At 61.2% G+C, this 15,484-nt stretch carries 19 protein-coding genes; 9 read left to right on the top strand and 10 right to left on the bottom strand.

The features are described 5' to 3' along the window. Nucleotides 1-17: 17 nt before the first annotated feature. Both dprA and NAT23_RS06955 read right to left on the bottom strand, forming a co-directional pair. Nucleotides 18-1,175, bottom strand: a complete 1,158-nt coding sequence (gene dprA / locus NAT23_RS06960) for a DNA-processing protein DprA (RefSeq protein WP_251926700.1) — start codon at nt 1,173-1,175, stop codon at nt 18-20. Then, nucleotides 1,172-2,209 carry a hypothetical protein gene (locus tag NAT23_RS06955; RefSeq protein WP_251926699.1) on the bottom strand — a complete coding sequence of 346 codons (1,038 nt, stop codon included), beginning with the start codon at nt 2,207-2,209 and terminating at the stop codon, nt 1,172-1,174. The genes dprA and NAT23_RS06955 overlap by 4 nt, the downstream gene beginning before the upstream one ends. A gap of 159 nt (nt 2,210-2,368) precedes the next feature. On the opposite strand from NAT23_RS06955, the gene def reads away from it, so the two are divergent. From def to trkA, 6 genes are all read left to right on the top strand, one after another. Next, nucleotides 2,369-2,875, top strand: coding sequence for a peptide deformylase (gene def / locus NAT23_RS06950; protein ID WP_251926697.1), 507 nt, complete (start codon nt 2,369-2,371; stop codon nt 2,873-2,875). 54 nt (nt 2,876-2,929) lie between these two features. After that, on the top strand, nt 2,930-3,889 hold the full coding sequence (gene fmt / locus NAT23_RS06945; RefSeq protein ID WP_251926696.1) for a methionyl-tRNA formyltransferase: 960 nt from the start codon (nt 2,930-2,932) through the stop codon (nt 3,887-3,889). Then, nucleotides 3,886-5,181 carry a 16S rRNA (cytosine(967)-C(5))-methyltransferase RsmB gene (gene rsmB, locus NAT23_RS06940; protein ID WP_251926695.1) on the top strand — a complete coding sequence of 432 codons (1,296 nt, stop codon included), beginning with the start codon at nt 3,886-3,888 and terminating at the stop codon, nt 5,179-5,181. The genes fmt and rsmB overlap by 4 nt, the downstream gene beginning before the upstream one ends. A gap of 45 nt (nt 5,182-5,226) precedes the next feature. Then, complete coding sequence (gene pncA, locus NAT23_RS06935; protein ID WP_251926694.1) at nt 5,227-5,880, top strand: bifunctional nicotinamidase/pyrazinamidase; 654 nt, start codon at nt 5,227-5,229, stop codon at nt 5,878-5,880. After that, nucleotides 5,873-6,079 (top strand): dodecin, encoded by a 207-nt coding sequence (locus tag NAT23_RS06930; protein ID WP_251926693.1) that lies wholly within the window; start codon nt 5,873-5,875, stop codon nt 6,077-6,079. Before pncA ends, NAT23_RS06930 begins: the two co-directional genes overlap by 8 nt. Nucleotides 6,080-6,193: 114 nt before the next feature. Next, the gene (gene trkA, locus NAT23_RS06925; RefSeq protein ID WP_251926692.1) at nt 6,194-7,567 is read left to right on the top strand and encodes a Trk system potassium transporter TrkA; all 1,374 of its coding nucleotides are present in this window, start codon (nt 6,194-6,196) and stop codon (nt 7,565-7,567) included. A 73-nt stretch (nt 7,568-7,640) separates the two neighbouring features. Here trkA and NAT23_RS06920 read toward each other — a convergent pair whose 3' ends face one another. The 5 genes from NAT23_RS06920 to NAT23_RS06900 all read right to left on the bottom strand — a co-directional run bounded on the left by NAT23_RS06920 (nt 7,641) and on the right by NAT23_RS06900 (nt 11,157). Further along, nucleotides 7,641-7,928 carry a putative quinol monooxygenase gene (locus NAT23_RS06920; protein ID WP_251926691.1) on the bottom strand — a complete coding sequence of 96 codons (288 nt, stop codon included), beginning with the start codon at nt 7,926-7,928 and terminating at the stop codon, nt 7,641-7,643. Between the two features lie 24 nt (nt 7,929-7,952). Then, nucleotides 7,953-8,588 carry a LysE/ArgO family amino acid transporter gene (locus tag NAT23_RS06915; RefSeq protein ID WP_251926690.1) on the bottom strand — a complete coding sequence of 212 codons (636 nt, stop codon included), beginning with the start codon at nt 8,586-8,588 and terminating at the stop codon, nt 7,953-7,955. 136 nt (nt 8,589-8,724) lie between these two features. Beyond that, complete coding sequence (locus NAT23_RS06910) at nt 8,725-9,444, bottom strand: tRNA-uridine aminocarboxypropyltransferase (protein ID WP_251926689.1); 720 nt, start codon at nt 9,442-9,444, stop codon at nt 8,725-8,727. Next, the gene (locus tag NAT23_RS06905; RefSeq protein WP_251926688.1) at nt 9,441-10,388 is read right to left on the bottom strand and encodes a bile acid:sodium symporter family protein; all 948 of its coding nucleotides are present in this window, start codon (nt 10,386-10,388) and stop codon (nt 9,441-9,443) included. The genes NAT23_RS06910 and NAT23_RS06905 overlap by 4 nt, the downstream gene beginning before the upstream one ends. A gap of 46 nt (nt 10,389-10,434) precedes the next feature. Then, complete coding sequence (locus tag NAT23_RS06900) at nt 10,435-11,157, bottom strand: SIR2 family NAD-dependent protein deacylase (RefSeq protein WP_251926687.1); 723 nt, start codon at nt 11,155-11,157, stop codon at nt 10,435-10,437. A gap of 218 nt (nt 11,158-11,375) precedes the next feature. Between NAT23_RS06900 and NAT23_RS06895 the strand changes: the two genes are divergently transcribed. From NAT23_RS06895 to NAT23_RS06885, 3 genes are read left to right on the top strand one after another with little or no spacing between them, the layout of a single operon-like run. Continuing rightward, nucleotides 11,376-12,125: a pseudouridine synthase gene (locus NAT23_RS06895; protein WP_251926685.1), complete on the top strand. Its 750-nt coding sequence runs from the start codon at nt 11,376-11,378 to the stop codon at nt 12,123-12,125. A 35-nt stretch (nt 12,126-12,160) separates the two neighbouring features. Beyond that, the gene (gene tcdA / locus NAT23_RS06890) at nt 12,161-12,964 is read left to right on the top strand and encodes a tRNA cyclic N6-threonylcarbamoyladenosine(37) synthase TcdA (RefSeq protein WP_251926684.1); all 804 of its coding nucleotides are present in this window, start codon (nt 12,161-12,163) and stop codon (nt 12,962-12,964) included. Beyond that, nucleotides 12,961-13,194, top strand: coding sequence for a DUF1653 domain-containing protein (locus NAT23_RS06885; RefSeq protein ID WP_251592213.1), 234 nt, complete (start codon nt 12,961-12,963; stop codon nt 13,192-13,194). The genes tcdA and NAT23_RS06885 overlap by 4 nt, the downstream gene beginning before the upstream one ends. A gap of 86 nt (nt 13,195-13,280) precedes the next feature. Here NAT23_RS06885 and bfr read toward each other — a convergent pair whose 3' ends face one another. From bfr to adhP, 3 genes are all read right to left on the bottom strand, one after another. Further along, the gene (gene bfr, locus NAT23_RS06880; RefSeq protein WP_251592215.1) at nt 13,281-13,778 is read right to left on the bottom strand and encodes a bacterioferritin; all 498 of its coding nucleotides are present in this window, start codon (nt 13,776-13,778) and stop codon (nt 13,281-13,283) included. Between the two features lie 177 nt (nt 13,779-13,955). Continuing rightward, on the bottom strand, nt 13,956-14,156 hold the full coding sequence (locus tag NAT23_RS06875; RefSeq protein WP_251592222.1) for a (2Fe-2S)-binding protein: 201 nt from the start codon (nt 14,154-14,156) through the stop codon (nt 13,956-13,958). A 175-nt stretch (nt 14,157-14,331) separates the two neighbouring features. Next, nucleotides 14,332-15,357 (bottom strand): alcohol dehydrogenase AdhP, encoded by a 1,026-nt coding sequence (adhP, locus tag NAT23_RS06870; protein WP_286009978.1) that lies wholly within the window; start codon nt 15,355-15,357, stop codon nt 14,332-14,334. Nucleotides 15,358-15,484: the final 127 nt, after the last annotated feature.

Raw genomic sequence — 15,484 nt, 5'->3', positions numbered from 1 at the left:
GCCATGATACGTCGTCCTTATCGGCAGCGCACCCAGCCGCCGGCGACCTGCTGCACGACGCCTTCAAGTTCCAGCATCATGAGTTCCGAGGCGCACTCGGCGATGGATTTTCCCGCGCGCTCGACCAGCACATCGATTGCGACCGGCTCAGCGCCGAGAAAGGCGGCAAGCCCGGCCACGGGCACGTCGGCCTGATCAGGAGCGGCTGGCCGGGCTAGAACCTGTTCAGATACCGGCAACAGCAACTCGCCGAGAATATCGTCGACGTCGATCACGAGCTTGGCGCCCTGCTGCTGAATAAGGTGCAGACACCCGCGCGCCTGCGGATTCGAAAGACTTCCCGGCAGTGCAAACACTTCTCGATTCTGCTCGAGCGCCAGCCGCGCGCTAACCAGCGACCCACTTTTCAACGTCGCCTCAACCACCAGCACGCCAAGTGCAAGCCCCGTGATCAGGCGATTACGCCGGGGAAAGAACTGGGGCCTGGCCTGAACGCCGGGCGGATGCTCACTGAGCAGCAGCCCTCCTTCGGCGACGATGCGCTCGCGAAGGCGCTGATGCTGGCGCGGATACACCACATCGATCCCACAACCAAGCACGGCGACCGTCGGCGCACCGGCCTCGAGTGCGGCCTGATGACAAAGGCCGTCCACACCCAGCGCCAGACCACTGATCACGGCAAGGCCCTGCTGCGCTAATGCCTGTGAAAACCGGCGCGCATTGAACGCCCCTTCCGAGGTCGGCTTGCGCGTGCCGACCATGGCAAAGCCGGGCAGCGTAAGCGCTGAGTAGGCGCCATGCGCCCACAAGACGATAGGTGGGTCAGGCAGCTCATCGAGTACGCTCGGCCACGCCGCACATGAGGGCGTCACTATCGAACGGGCCTCACCGTCGCACCAGCGAAGATACGCCGATACGCGTAGGCCAAGCGGACTTTCAAGAGGGTCACACAGATAGGCCTGTAACGGTACGCGCGCCTTGGGTGAAAGCGCGGAAAGCCAGGCCTCGGGCCAGGCAAGTGCCTGCTCGCGAAGTGCCTTGACGGTGCGCGGCCCCACCCCCGGAAGCAGCGACAAGGCAACCCACGCCTCGGGCGTGACCGGCTCGACAGGCTCATGGTCTTTGGAGACAAGGCCCGTGGGAAAAAGGCCCGTGGAAAAAAGCGGCGCTGTCATAAGCTCGGCTCACTAACGACAGTGTCGCCGACCGCCACCGGTCGCGCGCTTTGGTGAATGCGCGCAAGGCTTGCCGAGGCGCTCATCGCAACAACACTCAAGTGCCCGTCCGACTGCGATAGCCTTCCGACGTCACTGACCGGCTGCCGGGCATGATCCACCGTCGACAACCGAAGCCGTTGCCCCACTTCAAGCCCATCGCGGTAGCCGCGATTCAAAAGCACCAGACTCCCGGCCCCGGTATAGAGTGCCCCGCCTTCAAGCCATTGAATGCGCGCATCGATACCGCCCGGCCCCCCAAGGGCTGCATGCTCGAGAAAATCCGGTTCGGTGGGCGCATCAAGCGGCCCAAGATGGGTCGCCATGTCGATTGGCTCATCGGCAGAGATAATCTCGAGCCGCGTCACCCCCTGGGTACGCTCGAGCACGCGCGCCTCCCCGACCCGCTTCAATAGCCGCACGCCATCAGGCAGTACCGACGCCCCTGCCACCTCGCGGTAGAGTCCGAGCCGCGCCCCCATGGTCGCCTGCCCGGCGCTGAATACGATAGCGCCCTTGCCAAGTACCAGATGCTCGCCCTGCTGACCGGTCAGTGCGGAAAACGCGCCCAGCCCGGTCTTGGTTACGAAGCGATAACGCGAAGCACCACCGAAGGGCTCATGTGCATCGATCAGAGCGGTCGACCCTTGTGTGGCCACACGCACCGACGGGGAAAGCCTGGCAACTCGGCTGCCCCGTTCGAGAAGCAGGGTCGGCGTCGCATCGAGGGTGACCAGACTCAGCGTATCCCCTGCGTGTAGGGTCGGCGGGGCGGCCACGTCTTTGTTTTTGGCCCAGAGTTCGGGCCACTGACTCGCATCGCTTACGTAGCGCTCGACAATCGAGCGCGACGACGCCCCCTCCGGCACAATCCAATGGCTTGGCGCCTGCGGCATCAATGTGACGGCCCACGCCCCGTGGGCGACAAGAAGGCCACCCAACCCGACTGCCCTGGCCCATGCCTGCCGGTGTGATCGCTTCGGTAATACGCTCATCAAGTTCAATCCCCTGCGCTCTGGCGCCGGTTCCGTTACGCGCGCGCCCACACTACAATAGGCGCATTGCACCCCTTCAAAGCGCCTGCCCCTGCTTTTCTTCATTTACGGCGGGGCCAATGCCGCCTTGAAGCGTTAATGACCAACCGGGACCGACCCATGGCCTTATTAGAGATTCTTGAATACCCCGATCCCCGCCTTCGCACCAAGGCCGCGTCCGTCGAATCCTTCGATGACGAGCTGCAGACGTTGATCGACAACATGCTCGAAACCATGTATGAGGCGCCCGGCATCGGGCTTGCCGCCACTCAGGTCGACCAACACCGGCGCCTTGTGGTCATGGACGTCAGTGAAGACAAGTCCGATCCGCGGGTACTCATCAACCCCGAGTACACCCCGATCGGCGATGAGATGGCACCGCTGCAGGAAGGCTGCCTCTCCATTCCAGACTCCTACGTCGAGGTTCCGCGTTATCTCCAGGTGCATCTGCGCGCGCTTGACCGTCACGGCACGCCGTATGAACTGGACGCCGACGGCCTGCTGGCCCACTGCATTCAGCACGAGCTGGATCACCTGGAAGGCGTGCTGTTCGTGGATTATCTCTCCTCGCTCAAGCGCGAGCGCATCAAGAAGAAGATGCAAAAACGCCACAAGCAGATGAGCTGAACCCCTACTGCGCGCCGCGTTGATCCGCGGCGCCGACGCCTTACAGGAACTGTCATGCCTGACACCCTTCGCGTTGCCTTTGCAGGCACTCCCGAATTTGCCGCTGAAAGTCTTAAAGCCCTGCTGTCCTCGCGCCACGACGTCGTCGGTGTCTGGACACAGCCCGACCGGCCGTCGGGCCGAGGTCGGCGGATGACCCCAAGCCCGGTCAAGATGATCGCGCAGGAGCAAGAGGTCGAGGTCTACCAGCCGGTCTCGCTCAAAAACACGGAAGACCAGGAGGCACTTCGCGCCCTCGCCCCTGACGTGCTGGTCGTGGTCGCCTACGGCTTGCTGCTGCCACAGGCCGTGCTCGACATCCCGCGCCTTGGCGCCATCAACGTGCACGCCTCGCTCTTGCCGCGCTGGCGTGGGGCGGCACCGATCCAACGCGCGATCGAGGCCGGAGACGCCGAGACGGGCGTCACCATCATGCAGATGGATGCAGGCCTCGACACCGGCGACATGCTTGCAAAAACGAACGCTCAGATCGACACCGCTACCACCGGCGGCGCACTGCATGCAACGCTTGCCGCACAGGGCGCGGTCGCGCTGGTTGATACCCTCGACGCGCTCGCGTCTTCCGCGGTGACCGCCACGCCTCAATCTGAGGCCGGCGTAACCTACGCGCACAAGCTGACCAAGGCCGAAGCCGAGCTCGACTTCTCGCGCCCGGCCCCGGAGCTTGCCCGCCGTATTCAGGCGTTCAACCCGTGGCCCGTGGCCTGGACAAGCCTTGGCGACCAGAAACTTCGCCTGTGGCGCGCGCGCGCCATTGCCCATGACGGAAACGAGGCGCCCGGCACCGTACTCGACGGCCCCAAAGGCACCCTGCGCATCGCCTGCGGCGATGGCGCACTGGATATTCTCGAAGCGCAGCTTCCCGGCGGTAAACCGCTGCTGGTCGAGGCGCTCACCCACAGCAAAGGGGCGTTGTTCGCCCCCGGCACCCAACTGACAGGCCGTTGTTCATGAGCCAAGCACGCGCCCTCGCGGCCACCACCCTGGCCCGGGTACTGACCCACCAGGGGTCTCTCTCCACCATGACGCCGGAGAACCTTCCGCCGCGCGATCATGGCTTTTACAAGGCGCTCTGCTTTGGGGTCTGCCGAGAGCTTCCGCGCCTGAACGCGCTCGCAGAAGAGCTCCTGAGACAGCCCTTCAAGCGCAAGGATCAGGACATTCAGGCCCTCTTGCTGCTGGGGCTTTATCAGCTCTACCACATGCGCGTGCCGGCCCACGCCGCTGTGGGTGAAACCGCAGGTGCGGCAAAGACCCTCAAGAAACCCTGGGCGACGCGCGTGCTCAACGGCTGTCTGAGACGCGCCGAGCGCGAGCGGGTCGAACTTCAGGCCAAGGTCGATGCGCTGCCTGAAGCCGCGCTTCGTCATCCGCGCTGGATGATCGACGCCATCAAGCACGCCTGGCCCGAGCAGTGGTCATCGATTCTTGCCGGCAACAACACCCCGGGGCCGATGACGCTTCGGGTCAATGGCCGCCGCCAGAGCCGCGAGGCGTATCTGGCGCGACTGGAAGCCGCCGGCATGAGTGCAACCGCCGTGGCCGGCACCGAGATGGGGCTAACGCTCGAAACGCCGTGCGACGTCGAGCAACTGCCAGGCTTCGTAGAGGGCGACGTCAGCGTGCAGGATACTGCCGCCCAGCTCGCCGCCCCATTGCTCGCGCCCTACCTTGCTGACAACGCGCGCGTGCTCGATGCGTGCAGCGCACCGGGCGGCAAGGCCGCGCACCTGCTCGAGCGCGTTTCGACGCTTGAGCTTACCGCGCTCGACAGTGACTCAACGCGGCTTGGCCGTGTGGACGCGACCCTTTCACGCCTTGGGCTCGACGCCACGCTGAGACACGGCGATGGCACCGGTACCGACTGGTGGGACGGCACACCGTTCCAGGCGATTCTCTGCGACGCGCCGTGCTCGGGCACCGGCGTCATTCGCCGTCACCCCGACATCAAGTGGCTTCGCACGCCCGAGGATCTGGACACGCTTGCCGCTACTCAGGCCGCGCTTCTGGACAGTCTCTGGACCCTGCTGGCCCCGGGTGGCGTCCTGCTGTACGCCACCTGCTCGGTGATCCCGAAGGAGAATCAGGCCCAGATCGAAAAATTCCTGAGCCGGACCCCCGAGGCGGTCAGTCTGCCGCTGCCGCTCGAGCTTGGCCTTGCCACCGACAATGGCCGGCAGCTACTGCCGACCGAACACGGCCACGACGGCTTTTTCTACGCTCTGATCTCGAAGCCGGCGGCCTAAACCGCGCCGATCGAGTGCCTAGGTCACGACGGGAGGTGCGATGTAATGATTAAACGAAGCGCGTTGATCGTGGTAGACGTCCAGCCCGACTTCATGCCGGGCGGCCCCCTGGCCTGCCATGAGGGCGATACCATTGTGCCCGGCATCAACCGGCTGCTTGAGGCGCGCCGCTTCGAGCGCGTGGTGGCCACTCAGGACTGGCACCCGGCAGGCCACGCCTCTTTCGCAAGCCAACACTCGGGGGCGGCGCCATTTGACACCGCGTCTCTTCACGGCGTGCCCCATACGCTGTGGCCAGATCACTGCGTCCAGGGCAGCCGTGGCGCCGCGCTCGCCCCGGCGCTTGAGACCGACCGAATCGACCTGATTCTTCGAAAGGGCACGCATCCGGCCATCGATTCCTACAGCGCCTTTCAAAACAACATCGGCCCAGAGGGCACGCGCACGCCGACCGGGCTTGCCGGCTGGCTTTTGGACACCGGCATCACCCACGTCTATCTGTGTGGGCTTGCGCGCGATGTGTGCGTGCTCTGGAGCGCGGAAGACAGCCAGAACTTGGGATTTGAAACACATGTGCTATGGTCATTAACACGACCGGTGACGCCGGAGACCGATGGGGCGACTCGTACTCGCCTCGAGGCACTCGGCATCACCCTCATCGAGGAAGACCCTACCCACGCAAGGAGCGCACATGAGTGACAATGTCTACAAATCCGTTGAATTGACCGGATCGTCCACGACCAGCATCGAAGACGCGGTCGAACGCGCGCTTGAAAAAGCGAGCAGCACCATCGAAAACATGCAGTGGTTTGAAGTCACGTCCACGCGTGGCCACATCGTCGACAACAAGGTCGGCCACTGGCAGGTATCGATCAAGGTTGGCTTCACGCTCGAGTAAGCCACCTCCCATCGGGGCGCTCAAGCGCCCCGATGGTTCACCGACCACCCGCCTCGTTGCTCGCCCCGCCCCGCCCCGTTACCATGAGCCCTCGTTCAGGGGACACGTCGCACCATGAAAATCATTATCCTCGGCGCCGGCCAGGTCGGCGGCACGCTTGCCGAGCATCTAGCCCACGAAAACAACGACATCACCGTCATCGATACCGACAACGATCGGTTGCGTGATCTTCACAATCGGCTTGATATCCGAACCATTCTCGGCCCGTGCTCATATCCGCTGATCCTGCGTCAGGCCGGCTGCGAGGACGCCGACATGTTGATCGCGGTGACCAATTCCGATGAAGTCAACATGATCGCCTGTCAGGTCGCCCATAGCCTCTTTCGAACACCGACCAAGATCGCGCGCGTGCGCTCGACCGCGTATTTGACCCGAAAGGGCCTCTTTTCGAACGACGCCATCCCAATCGATGTCCTCATAAGCCCCGAGCAGGTGGTGACGAATCACATCCGGCGGCTGATCGAGTACCCGGGCGCGCTTCAGGTGCTGGACTTCGCCAATGGCCTGGCGCAGCTGGTGGCAGTCAAGGCGTTCTATGGCGGGCCGCTGGTCGGTCAGGAGCTTCGCTTTCTAAGACGACACATGCCAAATGTCGATACCCGCGTGGCCGCAATTTACCGACGCAATCGGCCGATCATTCCCAGAGGGGACACGGTGATCGAGGCCGATGATGAGGTGTTCTTCATCGCAGCGCGCAAGGACATCCGCGCGGTCATGGGAGAGCTTCGAAAACTCGAACGTCAGTTTCGACGCGTCATCATCGCCGGCGGCGGGCACATCGGCGAGCGGCTCGCGGAAACACTTGAGCACAACTACCAAGTCAAGATCATCGAGCAGAACCTATCGCGCTGTACCGCGCTTTCCGAGGCGCTCGACCGCACCGTGGTCCTTCACGGCAGCGCGACCAGCAAGCAGCTGATGGTCGAGGAGAACATCGAGGACTGCGACATTTTCTGCGCGCTGACCAATGACGATGAAGTCAACATCATGTCATCGATGCTTGCCAAGCGGCTTGGGGCCAAGAAGGTACTGACTCTGATCAATAACGCAGCCTACGTCGATCTGGTGCAGGGCGGTGAAATCGACATCGCGATCTCACCGGAGCAGACCACCATCGGCAGCCTGCTCACGCATGTGCGTCGCGGCGACATCGTCAACGTCCACTCGCTCAGACGCGGCGCAGCTGAGGCCATCGAGGCCATCGCGCACGGTGACGAGCGCTCATCGAAAGTGGTCGGCAAGGCGGTGGAAAATATCGAACTGCCTGAAGGGGTGACCATCGGCGCGGTCGTGCGTGGCAAGAGCGTGTTGGTGGCTCATCACGACCTGGTGGTAGAGTCCAATGACCACGTGATTCTGTTCGTAGTGGACAAGCGGCGCATGAAGGAAGTCGAGCGTCTGTTTCAGGTGGGGCTTACGTTTTTCTAGCAATGTGAAGTGTGGCAGCGCCTTGAAAGAGCTCCAGCGGAGACCTGTGCTCCGCTGGCATCGAGACGGGCGATTACATGCGCACGTCGAGCTTTTGAATGTCGAGACTGACCAGTTTGCCTTTGACGGCGTTCATCAGTGCCTTGTAGTGAGGGGTGTTTTCATGGGCTTTAAGTGCAGCACCATCCCGCCACCGCTCGACCATAAGAAACAGGGACGTATTGTCCTCATCCCGGGTCAGAACGTACATTTCGCACCCATCATCATCACGGGAAGGCGTCACTACATCTCTGAGCGCCTTTTCGACCGTCTTTTCGTGAGGCTCTTCGGCCTCGATGGTGGCAATCACCATGACACTCATACCCACCTCCCTGAAAACAGCGCCTTATCGGTTCCATAGTAGAACACTTTCATCGATCACTTCATGCCCTAATTGCAGACCGATCCCTGCAAGGATCAGCGCAATGGCAAGATCGATCATCTGCCAGGCCCGAGGGCAGGCGAGAACACCCGCGCTCAGGCGGGCTGTAAACCCGAGTAGGCAAAACCAGCTTACCGACGCAAGCATCGTACCACCGACGAACATAAGACGTGTCGATTCCGGATAGCGACTGGCAAGCCCTGCCAGAAGTACCCAGGTATCCAGATAGACATGCGGGTTCAAGAAGGTCACGCCGGCAAGTGTCAGCAAGAGCGCTCGCCGGTCTTTCATCGAGGCGGGGGCGGCCATGAGTGCGCCGGGGGCAAACGCACGTCTCAACGCATGAAGCGCGTAGAGCACTAAAAGCACCGCCCCGAGCGCCTTGATGGTCCAGAGCGTTCGCGTCATGCCGGAAAGCCAGTGACCAAGACCAAGACTTCCGATTGCAATCAGGCCCACATCCGTAACCGCACAGAACACGACCGCTGTCCTTGCGTGCACCCCGGCAAGCCCCTGACGCAATACCAGTGCATTTTGCGGCCCGATGGCCACGATCAGCCCCCAGCCGAGCACCACCCCTTCGATGAATGCCTGCCCCATTTCGCGTCTCCTGACAAAACCGTCAGCAGACCACGACAGGTGCAGCGCTGCCATGAAAGCTGCTATCCCCCCATTAGCAGTGGTACTGCATGAACGGGGACGTCATGGCACATAAGCGTTGATGCTTACGGGGTAATCAGCGTTGGTGCTTGCGGGCCAGTTGGCGCTCCATCGCAGGCGTCGAGGTTTCGGTCGTGTGATGGCGCCGACTTTCGGCGTAGCAGGTATTGAAGATGTCGAAGTAGTCATCGAGCACCTGCGCGGCACGCGCGTCACCGGCAAGCGTCAGAAGCTCTGCCCCGACCTCGGCCGTGCACAGGTGCGCCTCAGAGGCCGACTTTCTAAGGCGATAACGCGTGGTACGCGTACTCGACAGCGGCAACACCTTCAAATCCTGAAGGTACGGACTCTTTCGAAACATCTTGCGCGCCTGTCGCCAGGTGCCATCGAGCAGGATGAACAGCGGCCGCCGCGTCTGCTCGAGCGCACGCTCGACCGCATCAGGGCCCACCACACGTTCGGCGTAGTCGGGCTGGTCGTCAGGAAAGATGATCAGAGGCAGATACGCCGGGTCGTTCAAAAGCGTCAACAGCTCAGGGTCATGCTCGGTGCGCGACCAGGTAAATACAGGCGTTTCCGGCAGGCAGTCGCGAATCAGGCGACCGGTATTGGTTGGCTTGTTGTGCTCAAGCCGGTGGGTCAAGAGCACGAACCTTGCCCGGCTCTCGGTTGTGACCTTATAGGGGCACAGGCAGTTGCGCTCGGGCATTCGGCACGTCGGGCAACGCACCACGAAACTGCCACGAGCGTTGAAGGGCTTGGGCGGATGGCCGCTTGAGGAAACCGGCTCACTCATGAGGCGCGCTCGCCTCTAGCTTCACCTACGCGCGTGTCGTCACTGCGCCGTTTCCAGAAGCCGGCCAGAAGCGACCCTGAAATGTTGTGCCACACCGAAAAGAGTGCCCCGGGAAGCGCGGCCGTTGCCGAGAAGAACTGGCTGGCAAGCGCAACTGCAAGGCCGGAGTTCTGCATACCGACCTCGATGGCAAGTGTACGCGCTGTACGCTCATCGAGCCGGAAGAGCCGGGCGATGCCATAGCCACCGGCAAGGCCTGTGAGGTTATGAAGCACCACGGCCAGCGCCACCAGTGGCCCAAGGGAGGCCAGCCGGTCCGCGTTGAGCGCAACGACGATCGCGATGATCGAAACGATGGCGAGCATCGCAACGCTTGCAAGCATCGGCTCTATGCGCTGAATGTGACGGGCCAGCACATGATGCATCACCACCCCGGCAACGATCGGCACGACGACGAGCTTTCCGATCGACCACAGCATGCCCGAGACCGGGACCGCAATGCTCTCGCCCATGTACGCCCAGACCAGAAGCGGCGTCATCACGATCGACAACAACGTCGAGACCATCGTCATGCTGACCGACAGCGCCACGTTGCCGCCGGCAAGCCAGGTCATCACGTTCGAGGCGGTGCCGCCTGAAGTCGCCCCTACCAGCACCATCCCGATCGTCAGCATCGGAGAAAGCCCGAGAAGCGTTGAAATGAGAAAGGCCGCCAGCGGCATGAGCGTATATTGCAGCACGATACCGATCGCGATCGGCCAGGGCGCCTTGAAGACCCGTACGAAATCGGCTTTCGAAAGCGTCAGCCCCATCACGAACATGATCAATGCCAGAAGCGGCTGAATGGCGGGCTTGCCCTCGGCAAACACGTTGGGTGCAAATGCGGCGATGACGGCGATGCCGATGGCCCACACCGGAAAAAGGCGGTTAAAGCGTGTGAACATGATCTGTATCCAGAACCGAAAATGGCAGGCGCGGGGCACCTGACGGTCACTGATACCGAGAAGGCAGACTCAGCCTCTTGCTGTCGATCCAGTGATCAACCAGCTCGGGCACATGAGTAGCAGCAGGCCCGACGATCGGCGTCGCCCCGGTGCCTTTCACGAGCGCGTCGGCGTTCGGGTCAATCACCACTTTCGAGGTAATGTCCGAAGCCTCATCGATCAACGCCGCAGCCGGCATGACCTTGAGCGACGTGCCAACCACCAGCACCCAATCAGCATCAGCCATGATATGGCAGGCGGTATCATAAAGCAGAACCGGCTCGCCGAACCAGACAACATGCGGCCTTAACTGGTAGCCCTTGTCGCACTGATCGCCAAGCTCAATGTCCTCATCGCCACGTAGACGATAAAGCATCTTGCTGTCGACCGAGGAACGGGCCTTGAAGATATCACCGTGCAGATGCAACACGTCCCGGGAACCGGCCCGTTCGTGAAAGTTATCGATGTTCTGGGTGATGATGCTGACACGCACTCCGCTCTCCTCGAGCCGCGCCAGTGCGTGATGAGCGGCGTTCGGCTCGGCGGCTCTGATCTCATCGCGACGTGCGTTGTAGAAAGCCAGCACGCGCTCGGGGTCACGCTCCCAGCCTTCCGGGGTCGCGACGTCTTCGATGCGGTGATCCGCCCAGAGGCCCTGACTGTCTCTGAACGTACTTATGCCGCTTTCGGCACTGATCCCTGCACCGGTAAGAACAACCACATGGGGCATGACATGCTCACTTCATGAAACGTTTCTAATCGACAGTTACCGAGACCCTAGCGCATTAGCCTCTCTAATAGGCGCCTAGAGTAAAACGTGCGCGGGATCAGAGCAAATGAGCCTGTGACGGAGCACCCCATTTCCCCGGAGTTCGCCCGTTTTGTTAACCTGGATTAATTAATTATGGCAAAATCGCTTCCTACCCCACTCACGACCCTGCCCGTTCGATGCCAATACACCCTCTGCTCTATCGCGACGATACACTTGTCGTCACGCATAAGCCTTCCGGCCATTTCGTGCACAGAAGCGCGCTTGATCCACACGTGACCGACATTATGCTGCAGGAGCTTCGAGACCAGCTCGGTCAGTGGGTCTATCCCGTTCACCGACTGGATCGACCCACCTCGGGGCTCATGCTGTTTGCGCTCTCAAGCGACCACGCTCGAACGCTTGCCAGACAGTTCGAGGCACACACCGTCGAGAAACGTTATCTGGCCATCGTGCGAGGCTTCGGCCCTGATGAGACCATGATCGACCGGGCGCTTCGTGAAGAAGACGGCCATCGCCCCAAAAAGGAATGCCCTGCCATGCCGGCCCGCACGCTTATTTGTCGCCGAGACTGTGTCGAGTGGCCTGCACGGATCGACCGTTTCGACACCAGCCGCTTCAGCCTGATGGAAGCCCTGCCCGTAACCGGCCGACGCCACCAGATCCGACGCCACCTGAGCCACGCAGGACACCCCATCATCGGCGACGCCAAGCACGGCAAGGGCATCTACAACCGCTACGTCGCCGAGCATCTTGGCTGTCAACGGCTTCTACTCGCAGCCACGCATCTGGCGTTTGACCATCCGTTTGATGGCCGGCGCATCACCATCGACTGCCCGGTTGCCGACGACATGGCCCGGCTGATGACCCGCTTTGGCTGGGCGGAACACATCGGCGCCGTCAATGTGCAACAATACGCCCGTCACTGACAGGACTCGGCTCGATTCACTTTTTTCAGGCAGCTATGGATACGGATTACGACTTTCGCTTCGGCGGCGTGAGACGCCTTTACGGCCAGACCACCACCGCCCGGTTCAAACAGGGGCACATCGTGGTGATCGGCATCGGTGGGGTCGGCAGTTGGAGCGTCGAGGCGCTGGCCCGCTCAGGCGTTGGCCGGCTGACCCTGATCGACCTTGACGACGTCTGCACCTCAAACATCAATCGTCAGATTCACGCCCTCGATGGCACGGTGGGCCAACCCAAGATCGAGGTCATGGCCGAACGGGCACGCCTTATTCACCCCGGCATCGAGGTGACCTGCTGCCACGGCTTCATCACCGCCGACAATCTTGACCAGCGCCTGCCAGGCGACGCCGACGTTATTATCGACGCCATCGACAACGTCGAGGCCAAGAGTGCGCTGATCAATTACTGCAAACGCCGCAAGCGGCCACTGGTCGTGACCGGCGGCGCCGGTGGGTTGATCGACCCCACGCGAGTGCAGCGCGCGGATCTTTCACGCACAGAACATGACCCGCTTCTGGCCAAGGTGCGCTATCAACTGCGCCGCAGCTACGGCTTCACCCGTAACCCCAAGCGAAGCTTCGGTGTGCGCTGCGTCTACTCCGACGAGCAGCGCCGCTACCCGGACGGCCAGGGCGAAACATGTGCCAGCAAATCAGGGCTTGGTGACAGTACCCGGCTTGACTGCGCGGCCGGCTTCGGCGCCGCTACCTTCGTGACCGGAAGCTTTGGCTTTGCCGCCGCCGCACTGGCGCTTGAACTGCTCGACCGCAACGCACCCACCCAGGAGACCGACTCATGAGTGCCAAACGACCCGCTCCCGGCATCTATCAGCATTACAAGGGCGCCCTCTACGAAGTGCTCGGCATCGCCCGACACAGCGAAACCGAGGAAGAGCTGGTGGTTTATCGCGCCCTGTACGGTGACTACGCCCTGTTCGTGCGCCCACTGACCATGTTCATCGAGACCGTGGACGTACAGGGCGAGCCGGTGCCGCGCTTTCAGCAAACACGCGCGTTTTCAGACGGTTAAGCCAAGCCCTGAAAACCTCCGGCTAAAAACCACCTGGCATAAAAAAAGCCGCCCGAAGGCGGCTTTTTCTACAGAAGGCGATCCAGTTACTCGCCGCCTTCTTCACGCTCGTTGGCAGCATTCATCTGCTTGGCGTGGTAGTTCTCGAGACCGACTTTCTTGATCAGCTCAAGCTCGGTTTCGATGATGTCGATGTGCTCTTCTTCCTCGGCAAGAATTTGCTTGAGCAAATCATGGCTGACCCAGTCTTCGACCGAGGTGCAGTACTTGATCGCTTCCAGCAGGTCCTTGTGCCCCTTGTACTCGGCGGCCAGGTCGCTCTTGAGCATTTCTTCGGTGTCTTCACCGATGCCAAGCTTGCCAAGGTCCTGCAGGTTCGGAACGCCGTCCAGGAACAGAATACGCTCGATCAGGAGATCGGCGTGCTTCATTTCTTCGATGGACTCTTCGTATTCCCACTTGGCAAGACCGTGAAGGCCCCAGTTGCGGTACATACGTGCGTGCAGGAAGTACTGATTGATGGCGACGAGTTCGTTGCCGAGGATGATGTTCAGGTGCTCGATGACCTTGGGATCACTCTTCATGGACTTCTCCTCATACTGGTTATTGTTCATAAACCGCTTTGAACGCGGCCTGTGATGTTCGATGCAGCCAGTATAGTGATCCAATCCGAAATTTCGAGACTTTTTTAAACTTTTTTAACCTCGGTTTAAAACTGAAAATACGAACAATTCGTAGTGGGTAGTGAGGCTGAAAACAGCTTACACCGCGTAGGCCAGATCGAAGTCTTCGAACTTCTGAGCGAGCGCATCGTCAACGATCGCCTTGGCCATGCAGGCGCATTTTCCACATTGGGTGGCGCACTCGGTTTCGATGCGAACTTCGCGCCAGCTATTGGCACCGTCTGTTACCGCCTGCTTAAGTTGACGGTCGCTCACGCCCTTGCACAAACATACAAACATGGCTTTCCTCCCAAGTGGAAAGCCAAATGTAAATAATTCGCATAGACACGTGCAAATAGATTCTATACTCGTTCTACTTCACCTTCAGTTGAGAATGCCTATCAATTATGTCTGACATTGAGACGCGAACCGCAAGCGACGCCCGCGGCCCGACGCCGACGCTCCCTGTTACCCTCTAGACATCCAGCCCCTGCATATCCAGTACAACTCGGCCCTCGATGTGCCCCTGCTTCATTCGATCGAACACCTCATTGATGTTCTCGAGCCGGTCGGTGGTGACCGTTGCCTTGACCAACCCCTCGCCCGCCAGATCAAGCGATTCCTGAAGATCAAGGCGCGTACCGACAATCGAGCCGCGCACCGTGATGCCGTTGAGCACCATGTCAAAGATCGACAGCGAGAACTCGCCCGGCGGCAAGCCGTTGAGCGCGATGGTGCCGCCGCGGCGAACCATCGTCATGGCTTGCGTGAACACGGTCTCGGACACGGCCGTCACCAGCGCCCCATGGGCACCGCCGATCTCCCGCTTGAGCACCGTACCGGGGTCGTCATTGCGGGCGTTGATGGTGAGCGCGGCGCCCAGTCGTTTCGCAAGCGCGAGCTTGTCATCGGCGACATCGATGGCCGCCACGTGCATGCCCATGGCCCGCGCGTACTGCACCGCCACGTGACCAAGCCCACCGATGCCTGAAATCGCTACCCACTGCCCCGGCTTGACCTCGCTCATCTTGAGCCCCTTGTAGACGGTGACGCCGGCGCAGAGAATCGGCGCGATCTCGACAAAGTCACTGCCTTTGGGCAGATGCCCGACGTAGTTGGCATCGGCCAGCACAAAATCGGCGTAGCCCCCATCGACGCTGTAGCCGGTATTGTCCTGCGCTTCACACAGTGTTTCCCAGCCGCCCAGGCAGTGCTCACAGTGGCCACAGGCCGAATACAGCCAGGGCACCCCGATGCGGTCGCCCTCTTTCAGGTGCGAAACTCCGGCGCCTACGGCTTCGACGAACCCGACGCCCTCGTGCCCCGGAATAAAGGGTGGGTTGGGCTTGACCGGCCAGTCGCCCTGGGCCGCGTGCAGGTCGGTATGACACACACCTGAGGCTTCGACCTTCATTCGTACCTGCCCGGGGCCGACCTCCGGCACCGGTACTTCGCGAATCTCCAGTGGTTTATTGAACTCGGTTACGACAGCTGCCTTCATGGTCGCCATGATCCACCTCTCGCGTCATTGAAAAAGGGCACCGAAGTGCCCCTCTTTTATACGACTTAACTGATACTTAAACGATGTGACAAAGCGCCCTATCTGCAATAAATCGATTTTCCATTCG

Source organism: Larsenimonas salina (assembly GCF_023736155.1).
GTDB classification, from domain to species: domain Bacteria; phylum Pseudomonadota; class Gammaproteobacteria; order Pseudomonadales; family Halomonadaceae; genus Larsenimonas; species Larsenimonas salina.
This window is presented reverse-complemented; position numbering and strand designations above follow the sequence as displayed.